The organism is Clostridium sp. LY3-2 (assembly GCF_024705715.1).
GTDB lineage: Bacteria > Bacillota > Clostridia > Clostridiales > Clostridiaceae > Clostridium.
In genome coordinates, this window is sequence record NZ_JAMDLQ010000009.1 from 1 (window position 1) to 18,794 (window position 18,794).

The following is an 18,794-nucleotide window of genomic DNA, read 5'->3' on the forward strand; positions in this document are numbered from 1 at the left end:
CCATAAACTACTTCATAACCGTTAAGTTGTCCACCCTTATCGAAGTTTAATGTTAATCCTCCAAAAGTATCTGTTGGTGAATCTGAATTTTTAATAACTTTAGCTGTTGGTGCTTTTGCATCTAATCCATTATCAGAAGCTTGTCCTGAAAGCATTGAAAGAGTCGTACCAGTACCTGTTAATGTAACTCTTTGTTCTATTTTTGCATCACTTAATGCTTTATTTATTGCATTTTGTAGACTATCTCTGTTTGGACTTTGAGATGTTAAATCTACATCAATTTTAATTACATTTCCTTTAACCTCTGCTTTTGTTGAAGTTCCAGCACCAACTTCATTTACTTCAAAAGTATAACCGTTTAATTGACTTCCTTCATCGAATTCCATATTAAATCCAAGGAATGGAATATTATCTGGTTTAGTTGCATCTGAACCTCCTACAACTTTATCTGTACCTAATCCTGTAACTACGTTTGGTTTACCTGAAACCATAACTTGTTGTGATATTCCTTCTGCACCTAAAGCTTTATTTATAGCGTTAGAAACTTGCTCTGAATTTACAGCACCAGATCTTGATAAATCTGCATTAACTATTATAGTTTTTTCATCTTTATTTATAGTTGCTGAAGTAACTGTGTTTGGTCCTATAGCACCTAAAGCTATTTTATATCCGTTTAACTGAGTACCAGGTCCAAATTGGAAATCGAATCCTGATGCAGAAACTGGAGTTGGTTTTTTACCAGTAGGTGGCATAGTGTTATCATCGTTAGTTACTGAGTAACCCATAACTCTATATCCATCTTTAGTTAAAAGATTTCCATCTCTATCTAATATAAATGATCCATCTCTTGAATACATCATTTCACTTGAGCTATTTCCGTGTTCTAAAGTGTGAGTTCCAGGGCTGTGGTTAACCTTTAATTGGTCTCCATAAACTGCTGGCCCTTTACTTACCATAAAGAATCCGTCTCCATCTACAGCACAATCTAGTGATCTTCCTGTAGGTTGCATCATACCTTGAGTCATTACTTTATCTATACTTGATAATTGAGTTCCAAGACCTACTTGAGCTGCGTTTTTACCACCTTGGTTTGATGATGGTGACATTGCTTCTGATATATTTTGACTCATCATATCTGAGAAAGTTACTCTTGATGATTTAAATGCTGTTGTTCCAACGTTTGAAATATTGTTACCTATAACGTCTAGTTTAGTTTGATTAGCCTTCATTCCACTAATCCCTGAATACATTGATCTTAACATAAATTTTCCTCCCAAATCTAAATAAAAATTCTTACTTCTATCGTTCCGTAAGAGTTAGGCTTCCTATCTATTTAGGTCCAGCCTATAAAATCACAACGCTATCTATATTTGTAAAAATATTTTCTTTTGCTCTATCTTTTTCTATAGCTGTTATGACTGTATTGTTCTCAATACTTGTAATTATAGCTACGTCCTTGTATAACATTACTGAGTTTTTAGAACCTTTACTTTTCGCAATATCAAAACCTTTTTGAATTGCTTTGAAATCAACTTCTGAAAAATTTACTTCCTTTAACCTTCTCTCTGCGTGTTTTGAGATATTTAAGTTTTCAGTTTTTCTAAGTTTTTCATTTAATATCTGGCTAAAACTACTACCGTTATCTTGTAGCTTATTTTTTATATGATTCGGTTTACTTCCTTGTATCTCGGCAATATTATTTACTCTACATGCCTTTCCGTTAATCATCCTATAGCCCATATATTCCACCTACTTTTTACTTTCAGTGTTTTTATCGTCTTCTTTTCCCGTAAAATCTCCAACTTTTGATATCTTATCGTAAGAGAATTCTTTTATTTCACCTGAATCTAATAAAACTCTAACTTTAATAGTTCCATCTTCTTTAAAAGTGCCTTTTACTTCCCCGTTTAAAGTTATATCTTTTCCATCTTCACCTTTATCTTTTATCTCAACATTTTTACCGATAAATGATGAAGCAAGTAAAAATGACATATTACCATTTAGATTATTAATTGCAGGTAATGAATAATCTGGAACATCAACTACAGATATAATATCTTCATATTTAACTTCTTTATAAGTATTTTTACCATCTTCACTTACTTCTAAAGAAATAGTAGTTCCGCTTGAATCTTGGTTTACACTTTTAATAACTCCAGTGTATGGCATACCGTTTGGGTCTAAAAGCTTAACTGTAGCTCCCTTACCTACTAAGTTTTGCATAGCGTAGTTACTCATAGTGTTATTTAAGTTATTCATTTGCTCCATAGATGTAAACTGTGCCATCTGCGAAACATATTGCGTTGAATCTACATTTTGAGTTGGATCTTGATTACTTAACTGTGCTGCTAAGATCTTTAAAAATGCATTTTTATCTAAGTCATCGCCTTTTTGCACAATTTTAGTTCCTCTATCAGTTGCACTTCCATTATTGTTTGCATCTCTTAAAGAAATATTATTTGGCATTTTTATACCTCCTCTAAGCTAACATATCGACGTTTCTATCTCTTGAAGCCTCATCTGATAGCTCGTCTTCACTAACTGCCGTATTGTTTACAGCCTTATTATTATGTCTCTCTTCCCCACTTTTATTACCACCATCGTTCATAAATCCATTAGCGAATTCAGAATCTTTATAAAAAGTTGTGTCATCGTTATATAGACTTATTTGAACTGAAGATATTTTTATATTTTGATCTCCTAAAATCTTTTTCATCTCATCAGAGTTTTGCATAAGCATTGAATATGTTTCCTTTGATGTTGGTTTTAATATCGCCTTCATCTCTCCTTCTGATTGAGTTAAGCTAATTGTTATAGCACCTAACTCTTTAGGATAAACCTTTACTGTTAATTCTTTCATAGTGTTTGTAACCATGAATTTAACATTTCTTATTATATCTTCTCTTAAATTTCTTGCGTCAACTGCTCTAACCTCTGGTTTTACTTCCATACTTTTAGAAATATCTAATCTTCTTTGGAATAATGAAAACTTATCAAGATTATCGCCATCACCTTTTAATATTTTATCTAATACTTTATCTTCTGATGCGGTTTTTGTTTGAATTTCCTTTTCCCCTTTAACCATTAAATCTTTTGGTTTTTCTTTTTCACCTTGGTTATTCTCTTTAAAATTCTTATCATTAGATACATTAGTTATTTTCTTATCTACATTATTACTATTAAGAGTAGTTTCATCTTCTAAAGATATATTTTTGTCCGAATTCTTTATTGATTTACTACTATTTTCGCTTGGTTTTTGTTTTTGAATTTCTGTTTGAAGTTTTTCTATAACTTCTTTAAAACTTTTTTCTTCATCCTTAGTTAATATTACAGAAGAGTCCTTAATTTCTTTTGAAATTTCTTTTATAACATTATCTAAAAGATCTAGGTTGTTTTTCGTTAGTTTATTTTTAAATTCATCATTTTCCATTAATTTATTTAATTGTTTAGATAAATCAACTCCCAGTTCTTTTAGATTTAGCTTTTCTAAACCCTTATCTTTTTTTAATAAGCTTTCTAAATCTAACATTAAACTTTGAATTGCTTTTATATCTTCTTTAGATATATTTTTCATCGAATCTTTTGAATTTACATTCATTAAACCGTTTAAAAGTTCTAGTAGACCTTCTAAATCTTCCGGTTTAACTTTATTCTCTTTATTATCGTTAGATTCTTGATTTTTTGTACCTTTTACTTCGTTATTCTCTTTATTATTTTCATTTGATTCTTTGATTTCTTTTGTAGAATCATTATTTGAAATAGTATCCTTTTTTATATCTTTTGGTTTTTCAGTATCTACTACTTCATTTTTTATATTTTCTTCTTGTTTAGTATTTTTAGGTTCTTTTTTATCTCCTGATACCTTATTTAAAACTTCACTAAAATTATCTTTAGCACTTGATTCATTTATTTTAGGTTTAGGAGTAGAATCTTTAATACTAATTTTTAAATTCGTATTTATCATTTCTTATATCTCACCTCCTTTCAAGTTCCTCATATATGCATAAAGTGCAAATTCATCGTTATTTATTTGCTCTACTCTATCTATTTCCTTGAAAAATGCTTCACGTTCTTTTTCTTTTAATTTTTCTACTGTTTTTCTATCTATTTGTTTATTTAAAAGATCATTTCTTCTATATTCAACTTCTTCTTTTTTATCTATAACTTCTTTCTTTTTCTCTTTTATCCCAAGTTCTAAAGCCTTTAAATATGTACGTTTTATTTTTTGATAAACTACATCCTCATTTGGTTTTATTCCCTTATACTTACTAGCATTTGATTCCATATTTGAAAGTTCTATTTTAGCTTCATTTAATGCTTTTTGACTTTCTCTAAAAAATCTTTTGCTTTCTTCTTCTTTTTCTTCTCTTATATCTAAAACCTTTTGAAGTCTAAAAACAAATCCTTTACTCATCTTCTACCTTCTTTAACTAAATACTGATGTTAAGTTATTTACACTATCATTAAAATCAGACTTTTCTGTAATTCCTTGCTTTAAGAAATTTTCAATATAATCATGATATTTTATAGCATTATCAATTTTGGGGTTTGACCCTTTAACATAAGCTCCGATATTTATTAAATCTTCTGAATCATTATATGTTGAAAGTAAATCCCTAGCTATTGATGCTGCCTTTTTTTGCTCATCTGTGCAAATTTGTGACATAAGTCTACTTACACTATTTAATATATCTATAGCTGGGTAATGGTTTTTGTGGGCAAGTTTTCTTGAAAGCACTATATGCCCATCTAAAATACCTCTTACAGTATCTGCAATTGGTTCATTAAAATCATCACCATCTACTAAAACTGTATAAAAAGCTGTTATAGAACCTTTATCTGATGTTCCTGCTCTTTCCATAAGTTTTGGAAGCATTGCAAAAACTGAAGGAGTATATCCTTTTTGAGCTGGTGGTTCTCCTATTGCAAGTCCAACTTCTCTTTGTGCCATTGCAAATCTAGTAACTGAGTCCATCATAAGGATTACCTTTTTACCCTTATCTCTAAAGTACTCTGCTATAGCCGTTGCTGTAAGTGCTCCCTTTAATCTTATAAGTGCAGGTTTATCTGATGTTGCACAAACAACAACACTTCTTTTCATGCCCTCTTCTCCAAGGTCGTTTTGAATAAACTCAAGAACCTCTCTTCCCCTCTCACCGATTAATGCAATAACATTAATATCAGCTTTAGCTTCTCTAGCTATCATTCCAAGGGTTGTACTTTTACCAACACCACTACCTGCAAAAATACCTATCCTTTGCCCTTCACCACAAGTTAAAAAACCATCAATCGCTCTAACGCCTGTTGGCATAATGTCTCTAATTCTTTTTCTACTCATAGGGTCTGGAGGTGAATTTTCTAAAGGGTATTCATCTCCTTTTAAAAGTAGACTAGTATCAAAAGGATTACCTAGTCCATCTATAATCTTTCCGAGTAACTCATCTGAGCATTTTACGTTTAATGGTTTTTCAGTTGGTATTACTTTGCATCCTGGAGATATTCCGATTAAATCTCCAAGGGGCATAAGTATAACAGAATCACCTTTAAATCCAACAACTTCGCATTTAATAGGTTTTTTCATTTGATTATATATAATGCAAAGTTCACCTACGAAAGCTTTAATCCCTTTTACTTCTATTGTAAGGCCTATTACTTTATCAACTACACCTTCAGTTTTTAAGGTGTTTGTGCTATATACTTTTTGGATTAATTCATCAAAATTTATATCAAGCATAATGAATTACCCCCTTAGTGATTCCTTTATTTTTCTAAGTCCAACTTCTATTCCAGCTTCTATAATCCCACTGTCTTTTTCGATAATTACATTTCCTCTATCTATATTATCTTCAATAACAAAAATCCCGTCCCTTATTCCTTTGCTGATTTTCCATCTATCTATGTTACTTTTAAGTTCATCTACATCTAATGCATTTGCTCTAATTAATAAACTATTTTCACCTTTAGCATCCTTTATAGCCTCATCTACAATATCACTTATAGAGTTATCAACTTCTATTTTTCTTTTTAGTATTTGCTCTGCAATACTAAAAGCTAAATCTACTATTTCTTCTTTTTTATCTTCAAGATAAGTATTATATTCTGAATTTGCATTTTTTAAAATTTCGTGGGCATTATTTATAATGTTTGAAGCTTCAAGGTTTGCATTTGGAATTATATTTTCATATGCTTCTTTTTTTGCATCTTCAATTCCATTATCATAGCCTTGTCTATATCCATTTTCATATGCTTCTTTTTCAAGTCTCTTAGATTCTTCCATTATATCTACAAGCATTCTCTCTCTTGTTTTTTGGGCTTCCTCTAAGATGTTATTTGCCATCTCTTTATATTGAGTTACTATTTCTTTTGGATCTATATCTAAATCATCAGTTCCTATACCGCAAGCCCCATTTTCTCTTATATAGGTTGTTTGTATAGTTTTTTCATTTCCTTCAAGAGATTTACTAGCTTTTATAAGATTATACGATGATTGCATCTTCGCCACCTCTTGAAATAATTATTTCTCCTGCATCTTCTAATCTTCTTATAATGTTTAGTATTTTTTGTTGTGCTTTTTCTACATCTATTAATCTAACTGGTCCTAAGAATTCCATATCTTCTTTTAATGAAGCTGCAGCTCTCTTTGATTGGTTTTTGTAAATAGAATTTGCAACTTCATCAGAGCAGCCTTTAAGTGCAAGAGATAAATCTTTTGCATCAATTTCTCTAAGCATTCTTTGAATGTATACATCATCAAGAAGTACGATATCTTCAAATACAAACATAGAGCTTTTAATTTTATCTGCAAGTTCAGCATCTTCTTTTTCAAGTTCTTGTGTAATATTTTTCTCAGTAGATCTATCAACTTGGTTTAAGATTCCAACTAAAGTTTCTACTCCACCTAAGCTTGTCATTTCTGTTCTTACAACAGATGATAACTTAGATTCTAAAACTTTTTCTATTTCTTTTATAACCATAGGAGATGTATTACTCATAGTTGCAACCCTATAGGACACTTCACTTTGTACATCTTCTGGAAGTTCAGCTAAAACTTGTGCTGCTTTTTCTGGTTGTAAGTAACAAAGTATAAGCGCAATAGTTTGTGGATGCTCTGTACTTATAACATTTAATAACTGGTGAGCATCAGCTTTTCTTGCAATTGAGAAAGGACTGTACTGCTGAGTAGCTTCTGATACAGATTCTAAAATCTCAGCTGCCCTTTGATTTCCGAGAGCTTTTGATAAAAGCTCTCTTGCATAATCCATTCCACCTTCAATAATATAGTCTTTAGCTTTATTCATTTGAAGGAATTCTTCTAATATTTCTTCTTTTAATTCTGATTTGACTGTAGCCATGTTTGCTATTTCGTAAGTTATTTTCTTTATCTCATTTTCAGGTAACTTTTTAAGTATACCTGCTGATGCTTCTGGCCCAAGAGTTATAAATAAAATAGCCGCCTTTTGTACCCCAGTCAATTTATTTTTAGCCAAATATTATCACCTCTCGTTTTCTTTTAGCCATGATTTAACTATATCTGCAACCTGTTCAGGTTTTTCTTTTGCATAATCTTTTATTTGATTTTCTTTATGCTCTTTTTCTGTTGTAGTATCTAAATTCATATTTTTAAACATTTGAACTTCCTCTTTATAATCATCTCCACCGACCATAACATCAAGTTCTCTATCTTCTTCATCTTGCTTTTTCTTTCTTAAAATAATTATTAGAACTATTATTCCTATAAGTACAGCTGCACCTATTGCACTATACATAATTATTTTATTTCTCTTTTCAGTTTGTATTTGCTGATTAAATTCATCTAATTGTTTTTGTTGTTCTGCTTTTGCTGTTGGATCAAACTTCATTCCTACAACTGAAAGCTGATCTCCTCTTTCTGTATTAAATCCTATAGCAGATTCTACAGCTTGTTGTACAGTTTGTTGAAGTCCAACTTGAAGATCTCCATCTATTATTACAGATGCTGTCATTCTCTTAACTTCACCAGGTGCACTTATAACTTTTGTTTCTGTTTTTCCTGTATCATAGTTTGTTTTTTGTTCTTCTCTTTGTGATGATGAGCTTCCGTTTGAATCATCTATAGTATTACTCATATTATTATCTACAGGGCTTTCACTAACAGCTCCATCTTTTGCCTTATTTATGTCTTTTATAGTTTCTTGGCTAACTATAACTTTATTTGGATCTATTACTGTTTCTGTCTTTTGCTTTGAATCAAAATCCATATCAACATTTACATTAGCCTTAACTTTACCTTGTCCAATTACTGGCTCTAAAAGTTCTACTATTTGTTTTTGTAGTTTTCCTTCATAGTCGGTTTCTAATTTTTGTTGATTTGCAATAGAACCTCCAGTTACTCCAGTTCCGTTATTATTATCACCTAAGTCTAATTGAGAACTTAAAAGTGTCATATTTTGATCGATAACTTGTACATTCTTTTGCGGTATATTTTCACAGCTTCCTGAAACTAAAGCTACTATAGATTTAACTTGTTCAGGAGTCATAGTGTTTCCTGGAACTAAATCTAAAATTACAACAGCTTTACCAGGCTCTTTGTCTTCAACAAAGACTGAATCTTTTGCAGGTGTTATATGTACTCTAACATTTTTAACTTGTGGAAAACTTTTTATAGTTTTTTCAAGTTCCCCTTGTAGCATTCTTTGCTTTTTTAAAGCAAATTCTTCGTCTGTCATTCCAAAAGAACTTGCATTATCCATAAGTTCATATCCTTTACTACCACCAGTTATTTGTGGTGCAAGTTCAAGTCTAAGTTCATCTACTTTATTTTTATCTACTAAAATTGAATTTCCTTCAACTTTAGTTTCGACTTTCTTTTGCTCTAGGGCATTAGTTATAACTTGTGCATCCTGAGGGTCTAAATCTGAAAATAACACCTGATATTTACTTTTAGCACTATAAACAAAGAAAGTAATTATTGCTATTATAAAAGCTATTATTGCAATGCAAATTGCTATTCTAAGACCTTTTGAAAAAGTTTTAAACTTTTCCCATATTTTCTTGAATAGTTCTTTTATTTTATCCATTTGCTTCCCCTTCCATTACAGTATTTTATAATTGGATTCTATTTATTTCTTGATATGCATCTAGAAGTTTATTTCTAGCTTCAACTGCAAATTGTAATGAAAGTTTTGCTTCTGCTCCTTTAAGCATTACATCATGTATATCTACATTATCACCTTTAATAAAAGCTTCTTGTGATTTCTCTGCTTCTATTTGCTTTTGGTTTATTTGGTCTAAACTTTTTTCAAATATCCCTTTAAAACTTTCTCCTGACTTTTCACTTTCCTTTATCCCTTTATTACTATTTAAAATATCAGTCTGAAACACCGAAGGACTTGGTGTAAAATTATTAACTATCATTTATAACTCTCCTATCTATTTGCCTATCTCTAATGCTTTTGAAAACATATTTTTATTTGCATTTAATGTGTCTACATTTGCTTCATACGACCTTGATGCCGCAATCATATCTGCCATTTCATTTAAGATATTTACATTTGGCATAGTAACATATCCATCTTTATCAGCATCTGGATGACCTGGATCATAAACTTTTCTAAGAGGTGATTTATCTTTTTCTATTCCTACTGCTTTAACACCTATACTATTCATATTTTGATCTAACGCTTCTTTAAACACAGCAACCTTTCTAACATAAGGTTTTCCATCTTCCCCTCTAGTTGTCATAGCATTTGCTGCATTTGCTGTTATAGTATCCATTCTAAGTCTTTCTGCTGAAAGTCCACTTGCACTAATTCTCATAGCTGAAAATGCATTCATTATCTATTACCTCCCACCACGTATCACTAGGTTTAAATTATTTAATTTCCCACTTGCCATCTCAACTAAAGCATTATATTTTAATTGATTTGCCGCTTGGTTTGTTTTTTCTATATCTAAATCAACATTATTACCATCTGATCTCATACTTGTTGTCATATCTTTACTTACTGTTATATTACCTTCACTATTAGAATCGCCAAAATGCTTTGGGTTAGTCTTTTTTAAAGATAATTTCATAGTCTCATTTTTTAAATTTTCTTCAAAAGATACCACATCTCTTTTGTAGTCTTTTGTATTTATATTAGCTATATTATTAGCTATAGCCTTACTTCTAACACTAGCTGCATCTAAACCTTCTTTTATAAGGTCATACGTACTTCCTATCCTCATATTTATCTCTCCAATATTACTTCTATATTTTTTAACATAATTTTCTAAAAGTGTTTATTTGTATCATAATTTATTCACTTTATATATTATAATGTAATAATTTTATTTTTTCTACGTTGTTTTAAAAAAGTTTTTATATTGAATTAAAAATGCCATTAAAACTCCCTTCTTTTACAACATACGATTTATTTTATCACTATTTTTTAATTTTATTTGAATATTAACTAATTATTCATTAAATTTGCATCTTTTTAACATATATACCATTTTAATATATTTTCCAAATAAAATCAAACGAGCTATACAAATTTTGTATAGCTCGTTTAAAACATTATTATGAATCAATTATCTCATTCTCTCAAGTACTCTTAATGCATCTTTTGGTAAGTTATTACTTTGAACCATAAGTGCTAATGAAGAATTATTTAAAATTTGGGTTCTTGAAAGTTCTGCTATTTCACTCGCTATATCAGCGTCCGATAATTGACTTTGTGCTTTCGTTGTCATCCCCTCTAGTTCCCCTAAACCATTCCCAGTTGTCTCTAATCTAGATGCTATAGCACCGTATTTACTTCTCATAGAAGTAACTTGCTCTATCACATCATCTACAGTGCTTATAGCCTTTTGTGCATCCTTATCATTTAGAACTGATAAATCTCTAAGTTTATTACCATCTTTATCTGTAAGCTTATCCGTGCTTGCATTATATTTTGGAATAAAAACTGTTTCCCCACTATCTGCACCAATCATAGTTTCCATATATTTTGGAGTGTAATTATTTTTAACCCCATCATCTTTAAGTAAGTTTACCCCGTTAAACTCACTTTTTCCGACTAGTTCATCAATTCCGTCCTTAATTGAATCTATCTCTTCTTGAATTATTTTTTTATCTTCTAAAGAATTAGTATCTGAAGCCGCTTTTACTACTAATTCTTTCATTCTTACTAATGAGTTATTTATACTATCTAAAGACCCGTCTACCGATTGAAGCATCGAGTTTGTATCTTGAACATTTCTCTCTGCCATTTGAAGACTTCTAAGTTTAATCCTCATAGTTTCGCTTTGCCCAAGCTTATTTGGATTATCTTTTGCACTATTTAATTTCTTTCCCGATGAAATTCTCTCTAGCGCAGATTTATTATCTATAAGATTCTTTGAATAACTTCTATATATATTTAAAGAGTTTACGTTGATATTTAACCTCATATCTTCCCCTCCAATTTTCATTTCTTTAGTTATTATCGTAATTATTTTTCAAAACTTTAATTAATTTTGTAGAAAAAAATAAATTAACCAGCAACTTTAGCTGCTGGTTTATACTTTAAGCTTTTACATCAATTTTTTGACCTCTAACTGGATCTACTGCCATGTTTTTTATCATATCGTTCATTCCAGTTGCCATTTCTTTACTTGTATTCATTTGAATTTTCATAAGCGATAAAGAAACTGCTGTTTTTAGTGAATTTTGACTCATTGCCATTGACATACTTCCTATATCCATAACTCTTCCCTCCCTTTATTTCCTTTTCATAATCGCTTCTGCAATTTGAAAATCTAATATATCATCTATATCAATAGAATCTCTTCTATCCATAATATATGCTTTAGAATTTTCAAGATAAAAATCTTTAGTTTTTTTATAATGGTTTACTTTAGATATATATATAGCACCATTAATCCTATAAAACTTTTCATTATCTTGTCTTCTATTTGAACTTTTAATAAAATTAAACAAACCTAAATCTTCATCTAATGTATTCATTATCATAGGTGAGTGGTCAACCTCACAAACACTAACTACAGAATCACACTCGCTATCTACACCTAATTTTATAGCTTCTTTTATGTGATTTTCATTTCTAAGAGGTGATGTTGGTTGAAGAAGTATAAAATAATCATAATCTTCATTTATCTTTTCTAATATATCGATTATCACATCAGATGTTTTCGCTTCGTCTGATGCTAAGTAATCCTCTCTTAAAAATGGAACCTTCGCTCCAAGTTCTTTAGAAATATTTGCATACGTTTTGCTATCAGTTGATACTATTAAATCATCTATCATATTACTATTTAGTGCTGCATCTATAGTATATTTTATTAAAGGCTCACCTAATAAAGGTTTTATATTTTTATCCTTTATTCCCTTTGAGCCACTTCTAGCTGGAATGATTCCTAATATTTTTTTATCTTTATACATCTTTATCACTCCAATTTATATCATAAAATCTTTTTAACTGTTTATCTTTTTCATCCAAGTAATTCATAATTTCTTTTACTACAGAATCGCTTGTGCCTTCTTTTTTATAAGGATTTTGGTAAGTTTTACACTCTTCCTTAAATTCTTTACTGAAAGCTTTATTAAATGCCTTTTTTATTTCTAAATAATTTGGTTTACAGTTAATAGTAGTTTTTGACTGAACTCTTCCCTTTTGTCTATCTCCAATGTTTACTGTTGGAATATTAAAGCTTGGGGCCTCAATAATTCCACTTGAAGAATTTCCAATTACAGCTTCTGCATACTTCATACTCGATAAATAATTAATAACTCCCATTGAACTAACTAATTTAATTCTCTTTGCGTTTTCTTTTTCAAACTTCTCAAGAAGTTTATTAATCTCAATTCCTTCTTTATCAGCATTTGCTTTTGTAATTATAAATTTATATTCTTTAAAATCATTTATAACCTTTAAAAGTTCTAAGACCTCTTCTATGCTGCTACCATCTTTTAAAGTTACTGGATGAAATGTTACTAAAGCAAATTTTTTATCTAATTTAAAATTTAAGAATTCTTCTATTTCTTTTAAAGAAACCAATTTAAGCTTTTCTATATTTTCAACGCCTATTGCACCTACATTTTTAACTCTCTCTTTGCTTTCTCCAAGCTGTATTATTCTTTTTCTATATTCTGAGGTACTTGCAAAATGAAGCGTGCTCATTTTAGTTATTGAGTGCCTAAGTGCATCATCATATGCGCCTTCTGTAAGTTCTCCCCCATGCATATGTGCAATAGGTATATTATTTATAGTTCCAGCTAAAGAAACTGCTGCTATTTCATACCTATCACCTAAAACTAATAAAAGGTCCGGTTTTTCCTCTTCAAAGTATTCACCAAACTTTATAAGTGCAAGCCCCATAGAGGTGCAGTTTCCTGATGCAGTATCAGAACTTACTAAAATCTCTATTTTTTTATCTATTTTTATCCCGTCTTTTTCAATTTCTCTAAAAGTATTTCCAAACTCTTTAGATAAATGCATCCCGGTAACTACTACTTTTAAATCTATATTCTCTTTTGATAATTTTTTAATAACTGGTCTTAAAAGCCCGTACTCTGCTCTACTTCCTGTTACTATGCAAACTTTTTTTAACATAATTTAATCATCTCATCTTCATTAAAATCTTTAAAAGCTTCTTTTCCTATAATCTCATCAAATCTCTTAGGACTAATTCCAGTTCCAGGCCTTTTAGTAGTTATATTTTCTAAGCTAAAAATTTCACCTTTTTTTATAGGTCTTTTAGAAACAATGCTTTTTCTTGCTATATCTTTATTTTTAGATTCAGATTTTGAAGGTATTTTCCTTCCATTTCCTAAAGCTTTTTCTATATTTCTTATAGCACAAACCATATCTTTAAGTTCTTTAGGCGTTAAACTTGCAGCATGGTCAGGTCCTTCCATACTTTTATCTAAAGTAAAATGTTTTTCAATAATTTTAGCACCAAGTGCTACAGCTGCTATTGGAATTTCAATTCCTTCTGTGTGGTCAGAATAACCAACCTCATAAGAAAATGCTTTTTTCATAGTTTCCATAGCTTTTAAATTAACGTCTTCCATAGGAGTTGGATATTCAGTATTACAATGAAGTATTGAAATATCTTTTGCACCTTCTTTTTCAAGTATACCAATTGCAAATTCTATATCAGATAGATTACACATACCACTTGATAAAATTATCTTTTTATTACACTTTGAAATTTCTCTTAAATAAGGTACATTTTCTATTTCGCCTGATGGAACTTTAAATATTTCTATGTCTAATTTTTTTAGCATTTCTATACTTTCTAAATCAAAAGGTGAAGATAAAAACATAATATCTTTAAGTTTGCAATATTCATTTAACTCTTTAAAATCCTCATAAGAAAATTCTAATCTTTTAAGCATTTCAAACTGGTTTTCTTTATTGTCTGTATTATTCTTTTGATACTCAGCTTTTTTTGCACCCTTACAAACTAAATTTTCAGTTTTAAATGTTTGAAACTTAATTGCATCAACTCCAGTTTTAGAAGCTTCATCTATCATTTTTTTAGCTATATCTAAATTACCATTATGATTTACTCCAGCTTCTGCAATAATAAATGTATTTTTAAACATGTATATCCCTCCCTGGATTACCAACTACAACTTTTGAATCTTCTATATCTTTTATAATAGTGCTTCCAGCTCCTATTAAAACATCACTACCAATTTTTATTCCTTGGATTATTGTTGCATTTGCACCGATGTGCGATCTACTTCCTACTTTAACTTCGCCACACAAAGTTGCACTAGGTGATATGTGCGAAAATTCACCTATTATAGAATCATGTTCTATAACAGAATTTGTATTAATAATTGAAAAACTTTTAATAACTGCATCTGCATTTATAATAGCTCCCTTACCTACAAAAACACCCTCTTCAATTTTTGAAAAGCTAGAAACTATAGCACTTTTATCTATAATCTTAGGAAAAGAAAATCCTATTTCTTTTATTTTTTTAGTAACACTTATTCTTAAATCCGTATTACCAACGCTGCCCAAAGAAATAAATGCATTAGTTATACCTTCATCAAAAAGTTTTTTTGCTAATTTATCTGTTCCTATTATTTCTATTCCTAAAATAGTTTCTGAAATCTTTTCTTTAGTGTCTAGTATTCCTACAATCTCATATTCATTATTTCTAATAATTGTATCTATTACACTTTTAGCGTGTCCGCCACCGCCAACTAGAACTATTTTCTCCATCTATTTCACACCTAATTTATTTATCATATTTTGCATCTCGTCTAGTTCTCCCATATCCATCCAACTCTCTTCTGTTACAGGATAAACTGAAATCTTAAAACCCTTTTCTCTACACCTTTCGATTATATCTGGAAAACCTATAAATTCATCTTCTTTTATAAAATCTAAAACTTCTGGTTCTACAACATACATCCCTGTGTTAACCATAAATGACATTTCAGGCTTTTCATCCATTTCTTCTATTTCACCTTTGCCATTTAATTTAATAACACCATAGGGTATTGTAGTATTTTTCATAGCTGCAACTATAGTAACAGCATTTCCACTTTCTTTATGCATTCTATATATATCACTATAATCTGAATCTATTAAAATATCACAGTTAGTTAAAAAGAATGTTTCTTTAAGTTGATTCTTTAGTAGATATAAGCTTCCGCCCGTACCTAAAGGTTTTTCCTCTTCAACAAATTTAATATCATATTCCATTTCGTGATCATTAAAATATGACTTAATCATATTTTTCTTATGATTAACAGTTAAATATACTTTATCTATATTAAACTTCTGAAATTTATTAATTATTCTCTCTACTATCGGTATATCTCCAATAGGAATAAGAGGCTTTGGTAAAATTTTAGTGTATGGGTAAAGCCTAGTTCCAAGCCCTCCTGCCATAATAACTACAGGAATCTTTTCACCGTTTTTAAACATAGGAAGATACATTTCGCTCTCATCCCAAAAAATAACTGATTTAATCTTTTTATTTTTATCTACAACTGGGACAGAATTAATAGAATATTTTTTCATTATCTTTAATGCCTTATCTCTATCTTCACTTTTTATAGTTACAGGATTTCTATTAATTATATCCTTGCAGTTTTCTTTTAAATCACCATTTTTTAAAATAAAACGTCTTATATCTCCGTCAGTTATTACACCTACTAATTTTTCATCTCTTTCAACTAAAAGGATTCTTTTTGCAGTTTTATCTATTTTTTTAATAACTTCACTTATAGTGTAACTTTCATCAATTATAATATCTTTAACATCCATATTAATTCTCCTCTATTTGATTTAGCTTTTCTAAAACATAATCAACCTCTTCAGATTTTAAATTACTGCTACATGGAATGTTTATAATATTTTTCACATAGTACTTTGCCTTTTCTATCTTATAACTATAATTATCTCTATAAGGTAATTGCTCGTGTATAAGACCCCAAATAGGTCTAGTTTGAATATTATTTTCGTGTAGTAGCTTTATCCACGTATCTACATCGTATTTTGATTTTTCTACATTTAATCCATAAAACCAATAATTTGGCTCTATATCTTTTGAAAATTCTATTAAAGATAACTTATCCATTTTTTCTATTTCTTTTTTATATTTAAAAAAGTTTTCTTTTTTAGTCTTTATTAAAGAATCTAATTCTTCTAGTTGTGCAAGCCCTATAGCAGCTTGTACATTAGTCATTCTATAGTTATATCCTATTTCATTATGAACATAATGAAGAGTATCATCTTTAGCTTGTGTTGAAAGGTATTTTATATGATTTAGTTTTTCTAAATCGTTTGATACTATCATACCTCCCCCACCTGTTGTTATTATCTTGTTTCCATTAAAAGAATATATTCCAAAATCTCCAATAGTCCCAGAATGTTTTCCTTTATATTTTCCGAAAGTAAACTTACTTCCTAGAGCTTCTGTTGCATCTTCTATAACTTTTAGATTATATTTTTTAGAAAGCTCCATTATTTTTTCCATATTAGCTAAATTTCCAAAAATATGTACAACTACTATTGCTTTTATCTCTCTATTAGAATGTTTATTTATTAAAGTATCTCCGTCAAATACACATTCGTTTTCTAAAAACTCTTTTAGTTTTATAGGATCTAAAGTTAGAGAATCGTCGCAATCCATAAAGATAGGCTCTGCATTTAAATATTTAACCGGATTTACAGCTGCTATAAAAGTTAATGTTGGAACTATAACTTCACACCCTGATTTAACTCCAGCTTCAATTAGTGATAAATGAATTCCAGACGTTCCGCTTTGACAAGATACAGCTAAAGGTACATCTACATACTTTGCAATATTTTCTTCAAATTTATTTATATATTCTCCGCCTGTTGATACCCATTCTTTTTCAATTGCATCTAAAACGTATTTTTTTTCATTTCCTTTTAAGTTTGGTACAGAAAGTGGTATAAAATTCATTTTTCACCCCTCCAATTTAAATATTATAAATATCTGATTTATATTGAACTAAATTATTTTTATCTTTAAACCATTTTATAGTTTCGCTTAATCCTTCTTCAAAAGTATATTTAGGTTCCCAAGATGTTAATTTTTTAATTTTTTCATTTGAACCTAAAAGTCTATTAACTTCACTTTTTTCTGGTCTTAATCTTTCTTCATCACAAACAATTTTTGCATTTGGATTTATTTGTCTAATTAACTCTTCTGCAAGTTCTCCAATTGTAATTTCTCTTTGAGTTGCTATATTTATTTCTTCACCTATTGTATTTTCTGAACTTGCAATCTCTATAAATCCATTTACAGTATCTTTAACAAAGTTAAAATCTCTAGTAGGTGTAAGAGAACCTAATTTGATTTCTGTTTCTCCCTCTAAAAGCTGAGCGATTATTGTAGGAATTACAGCCCTTGCTGATTGTCTTGGACCGAATGTGTTAAATGGCCTAACTATAGTTATTGGCATATTAAAACTTCTGTAAAATGATTCTGCAAGCCTATCTGCCCCTATTTTAGTTGCAGAATAAGGTGATTGTCCTTGATATGGATGGTCTTCGTCTATAGGAACATATTTTGCAGTTCCGTATACTTCTGAAGTTGAAGTTATTAATATTCTTTTTGTATCTAAATCTCTTGCAGCTTGTAATACATTTAATGTTCCTTTTATATTTGTATCAACATATGAGTCTGGTGAATGATAACTAAAAGGAATAGCTATAAGTGCAGCTAAATGATAAACTACATCCACACCTTTCATAGCTTCTCTAACTCCGTTTGGATCTCTAATATCACCTGCAAAAATCTCAAGCTTTGATAATTTTTCTTTAGGAAGTGAATCTAACCATCCCCAAGAATTAAATGAATTATAATAAACAAAAGCCTTTACATCATATCCTCTATCTATTAATTCTTCTGTTAAATGACTTCCTATAAATCCATCTGCACCTGTTACTAAAACTTTCATTAACTTTTCCTCCTTATTCTGCTTCATTTTCTAATGCATCTATAAAAGCATTTTCTACTTCTTCTAAGATAGGTGTTACTTCATAATTAAATAAATCACCAACTAATATATAATCTTCACCTTCAATTGCATTAACTATTTCATCTAGATATTCGTTTAATCCGTCTATATTTTCGATTCTTCCAAAAACATTATCTGTTAAATAAACAACTTTATTTATATAATCTAATCCATCTACAACTTGAGATATCATATTCATACCTTCAGCTTCATTTCCTGAATACATCATCTCACTCATATCTTTTATTGCTTTTATTAAGTTTTTTATATATTCACTTGCTGTTACTATAGCCTCTAATTTTTCTTTTTTCAT

At 29.7% G+C, this 18,794-nt stretch carries 22 protein-coding genes; all 22 read right to left on the reverse strand.

Annotated features, from left to right (window positions below; genetic code table 11):
* Positions 1-1,262, reverse strand: a 1,262-nt coding sequence (locus tag M4I33_RS01520) for a flagellar hook-basal body complex protein (protein ID WP_257915115.1), incomplete at its 3' end; no start/stop codon positions are given.
* A gap of 82 nt (positions 1,263-1,344) precedes the next feature.
* Positions 1,345-1,740, reverse strand: coding sequence for a TIGR02530 family flagellar biosynthesis protein (locus tag M4I33_RS01525; protein WP_257915116.1), 396 nt, complete (start codon positions 1,738-1,740; stop codon positions 1,345-1,347).
* A 9-nt stretch (positions 1,741-1,749) separates the two neighbouring features.
* A complete protein-coding gene (locus tag M4I33_RS01530) occupies positions 1,750-2,466 on the reverse strand; it encodes a flagellar hook assembly protein FlgD (RefSeq protein ID WP_257915117.1) in 717 nt (238 codons plus the stop codon).
* Between the two features lie 13 nt (positions 2,467-2,479).
* Positions 2,480-3,964, reverse strand: coding sequence for a flagellar hook-length control protein FliK (locus M4I33_RS01535; RefSeq protein WP_257915118.1), 1,485 nt, complete (start codon positions 3,962-3,964; stop codon positions 2,480-2,482).
* Between the two features lie 3 nt (positions 3,965-3,967).
* Positions 3,968-4,414, reverse strand: a complete 447-nt coding sequence (fliJ, locus tag M4I33_RS01540; protein WP_257915119.1) for a flagellar export protein FliJ — start codon at positions 4,412-4,414, stop codon at positions 3,968-3,970.
* 12 nt (positions 4,415-4,426) lie between these two features.
* Positions 4,427-5,734: a flagellar protein export ATPase FliI gene (fliI, locus tag M4I33_RS01545; protein ID WP_257915120.1), complete on the reverse strand. Its 1,308-nt coding sequence runs from the start codon at positions 5,732-5,734 to the stop codon at positions 4,427-4,429.
* Between the two features lie 6 nt (positions 5,735-5,740).
* Positions 5,741-6,493 carry a FliH/SctL family protein gene (locus M4I33_RS01550; RefSeq protein WP_257915121.1) on the reverse strand — a complete coding sequence of 251 codons (753 nt, stop codon included), beginning with the start codon at positions 6,491-6,493 and terminating at the stop codon, positions 5,741-5,743.
* Positions 6,477-7,487, reverse strand: coding sequence for a flagellar motor switch protein FliG (fliG, locus tag M4I33_RS01555; RefSeq protein WP_194190922.1), 1,011 nt, complete (start codon positions 7,485-7,487; stop codon positions 6,477-6,479). Before fliG ends, M4I33_RS01550 begins: the two co-directional genes overlap by 17 nt.
* 6 nt (positions 7,488-7,493) lie before the next feature.
* Positions 7,494-9,056, reverse strand: a complete 1,563-nt coding sequence (gene fliF / locus M4I33_RS01560; RefSeq protein ID WP_257915122.1) for a flagellar basal-body MS-ring/collar protein FliF — start codon at positions 9,054-9,056, stop codon at positions 7,494-7,496.
* 25 nt (positions 9,057-9,081) lie between these two features.
* Positions 9,082-9,393, reverse strand: coding sequence for a flagellar hook-basal body complex protein FliE (gene fliE / locus M4I33_RS01565; RefSeq protein ID WP_257915123.1), 312 nt, complete (start codon positions 9,391-9,393; stop codon positions 9,082-9,084).
* Between the two features lie 15 nt (positions 9,394-9,408).
* Positions 9,409-9,813, reverse strand: coding sequence for a flagellar basal body rod protein FlgC (gene flgC, locus M4I33_RS01570; protein ID WP_194190925.1), 405 nt, complete (start codon positions 9,811-9,813; stop codon positions 9,409-9,411).
* 6 nt (positions 9,814-9,819) lie between these two features.
* Positions 9,820-10,206, reverse strand: coding sequence for a flagellar basal body rod protein FlgB (flgB, locus tag M4I33_RS01575; RefSeq protein ID WP_257915124.1), 387 nt, complete (start codon positions 10,204-10,206; stop codon positions 9,820-9,822).
* Positions 10,207-10,551: 345 nt separating this feature from the next.
* Entirely contained in the window at positions 10,552-11,412 is an 861-nt protein-coding gene (locus tag M4I33_RS01580) for a flagellin (RefSeq protein WP_257915125.1), read from the reverse strand.
* A 115-nt stretch (positions 11,413-11,527) separates the two neighbouring features.
* Positions 11,528-11,707 carry a YjfB family protein gene (locus M4I33_RS01585; RefSeq protein ID WP_194190928.1) on the reverse strand — a complete coding sequence of 60 codons (180 nt, stop codon included), beginning with the start codon at positions 11,705-11,707 and terminating at the stop codon, positions 11,528-11,530.
* A gap of 15 nt (positions 11,708-11,722) precedes the next feature.
* Positions 11,723-12,403 carry a cytidylyltransferase domain-containing protein gene (locus M4I33_RS01590; protein ID WP_257915126.1) on the reverse strand — a complete coding sequence of 227 codons (681 nt, stop codon included), beginning with the start codon at positions 12,401-12,403 and terminating at the stop codon, positions 11,723-11,725.
* Positions 12,396-13,574 (reverse strand): UDP-N-acetylglucosamine 2-epimerase, encoded by a 1,179-nt coding sequence (gene neuC, locus M4I33_RS01595; protein ID WP_257915127.1) that lies wholly within the window; start codon positions 13,572-13,574, stop codon positions 12,396-12,398. The genes M4I33_RS01590 and neuC overlap by 8 nt, the downstream gene beginning before the upstream one ends.
* Entirely contained in the window at positions 13,568-14,572 is a 1,005-nt protein-coding gene (gene neuB, locus M4I33_RS01600; RefSeq protein WP_257915128.1) for an N-acetylneuraminate synthase, read from the reverse strand. Before neuB ends, neuC begins: the two co-directional genes overlap by 7 nt.
* Complete coding sequence (locus M4I33_RS01605) at positions 14,565-15,203, reverse strand: acetyltransferase (RefSeq protein ID WP_257915129.1); 639 nt, start codon at positions 15,201-15,203, stop codon at positions 14,565-14,567. Before M4I33_RS01605 ends, neuB begins: the two co-directional genes overlap by 8 nt.
* Positions 15,204-16,256, reverse strand: coding sequence for a sugar phosphate nucleotidyltransferase (locus M4I33_RS01610; RefSeq protein WP_257915130.1), 1,053 nt, complete (start codon positions 16,254-16,256; stop codon positions 15,204-15,206).
* A gap of 1 nt (position 16,257) precedes the next feature.
* Positions 16,258-17,421 carry a LegC family aminotransferase gene (locus M4I33_RS01615; protein WP_257915131.1) on the reverse strand — a complete coding sequence of 388 codons (1,164 nt, stop codon included), beginning with the start codon at positions 17,419-17,421 and terminating at the stop codon, positions 16,258-16,260.
* Positions 17,422-17,437: 16 nt separating this feature from the next.
* Positions 17,438-18,421, reverse strand: a complete 984-nt coding sequence (locus tag M4I33_RS01620) for an NAD-dependent 4,6-dehydratase LegB (protein ID WP_257915132.1) — start codon at positions 18,419-18,421, stop codon at positions 17,438-17,440.
* A 13-nt stretch (positions 18,422-18,434) separates the two neighbouring features.
* Positions 18,435-18,794, reverse strand: coding sequence for a hypothetical protein (locus tag M4I33_RS01625; RefSeq protein ID WP_257915133.1), 360 nt, complete (start codon positions 18,792-18,794; stop codon positions 18,435-18,437).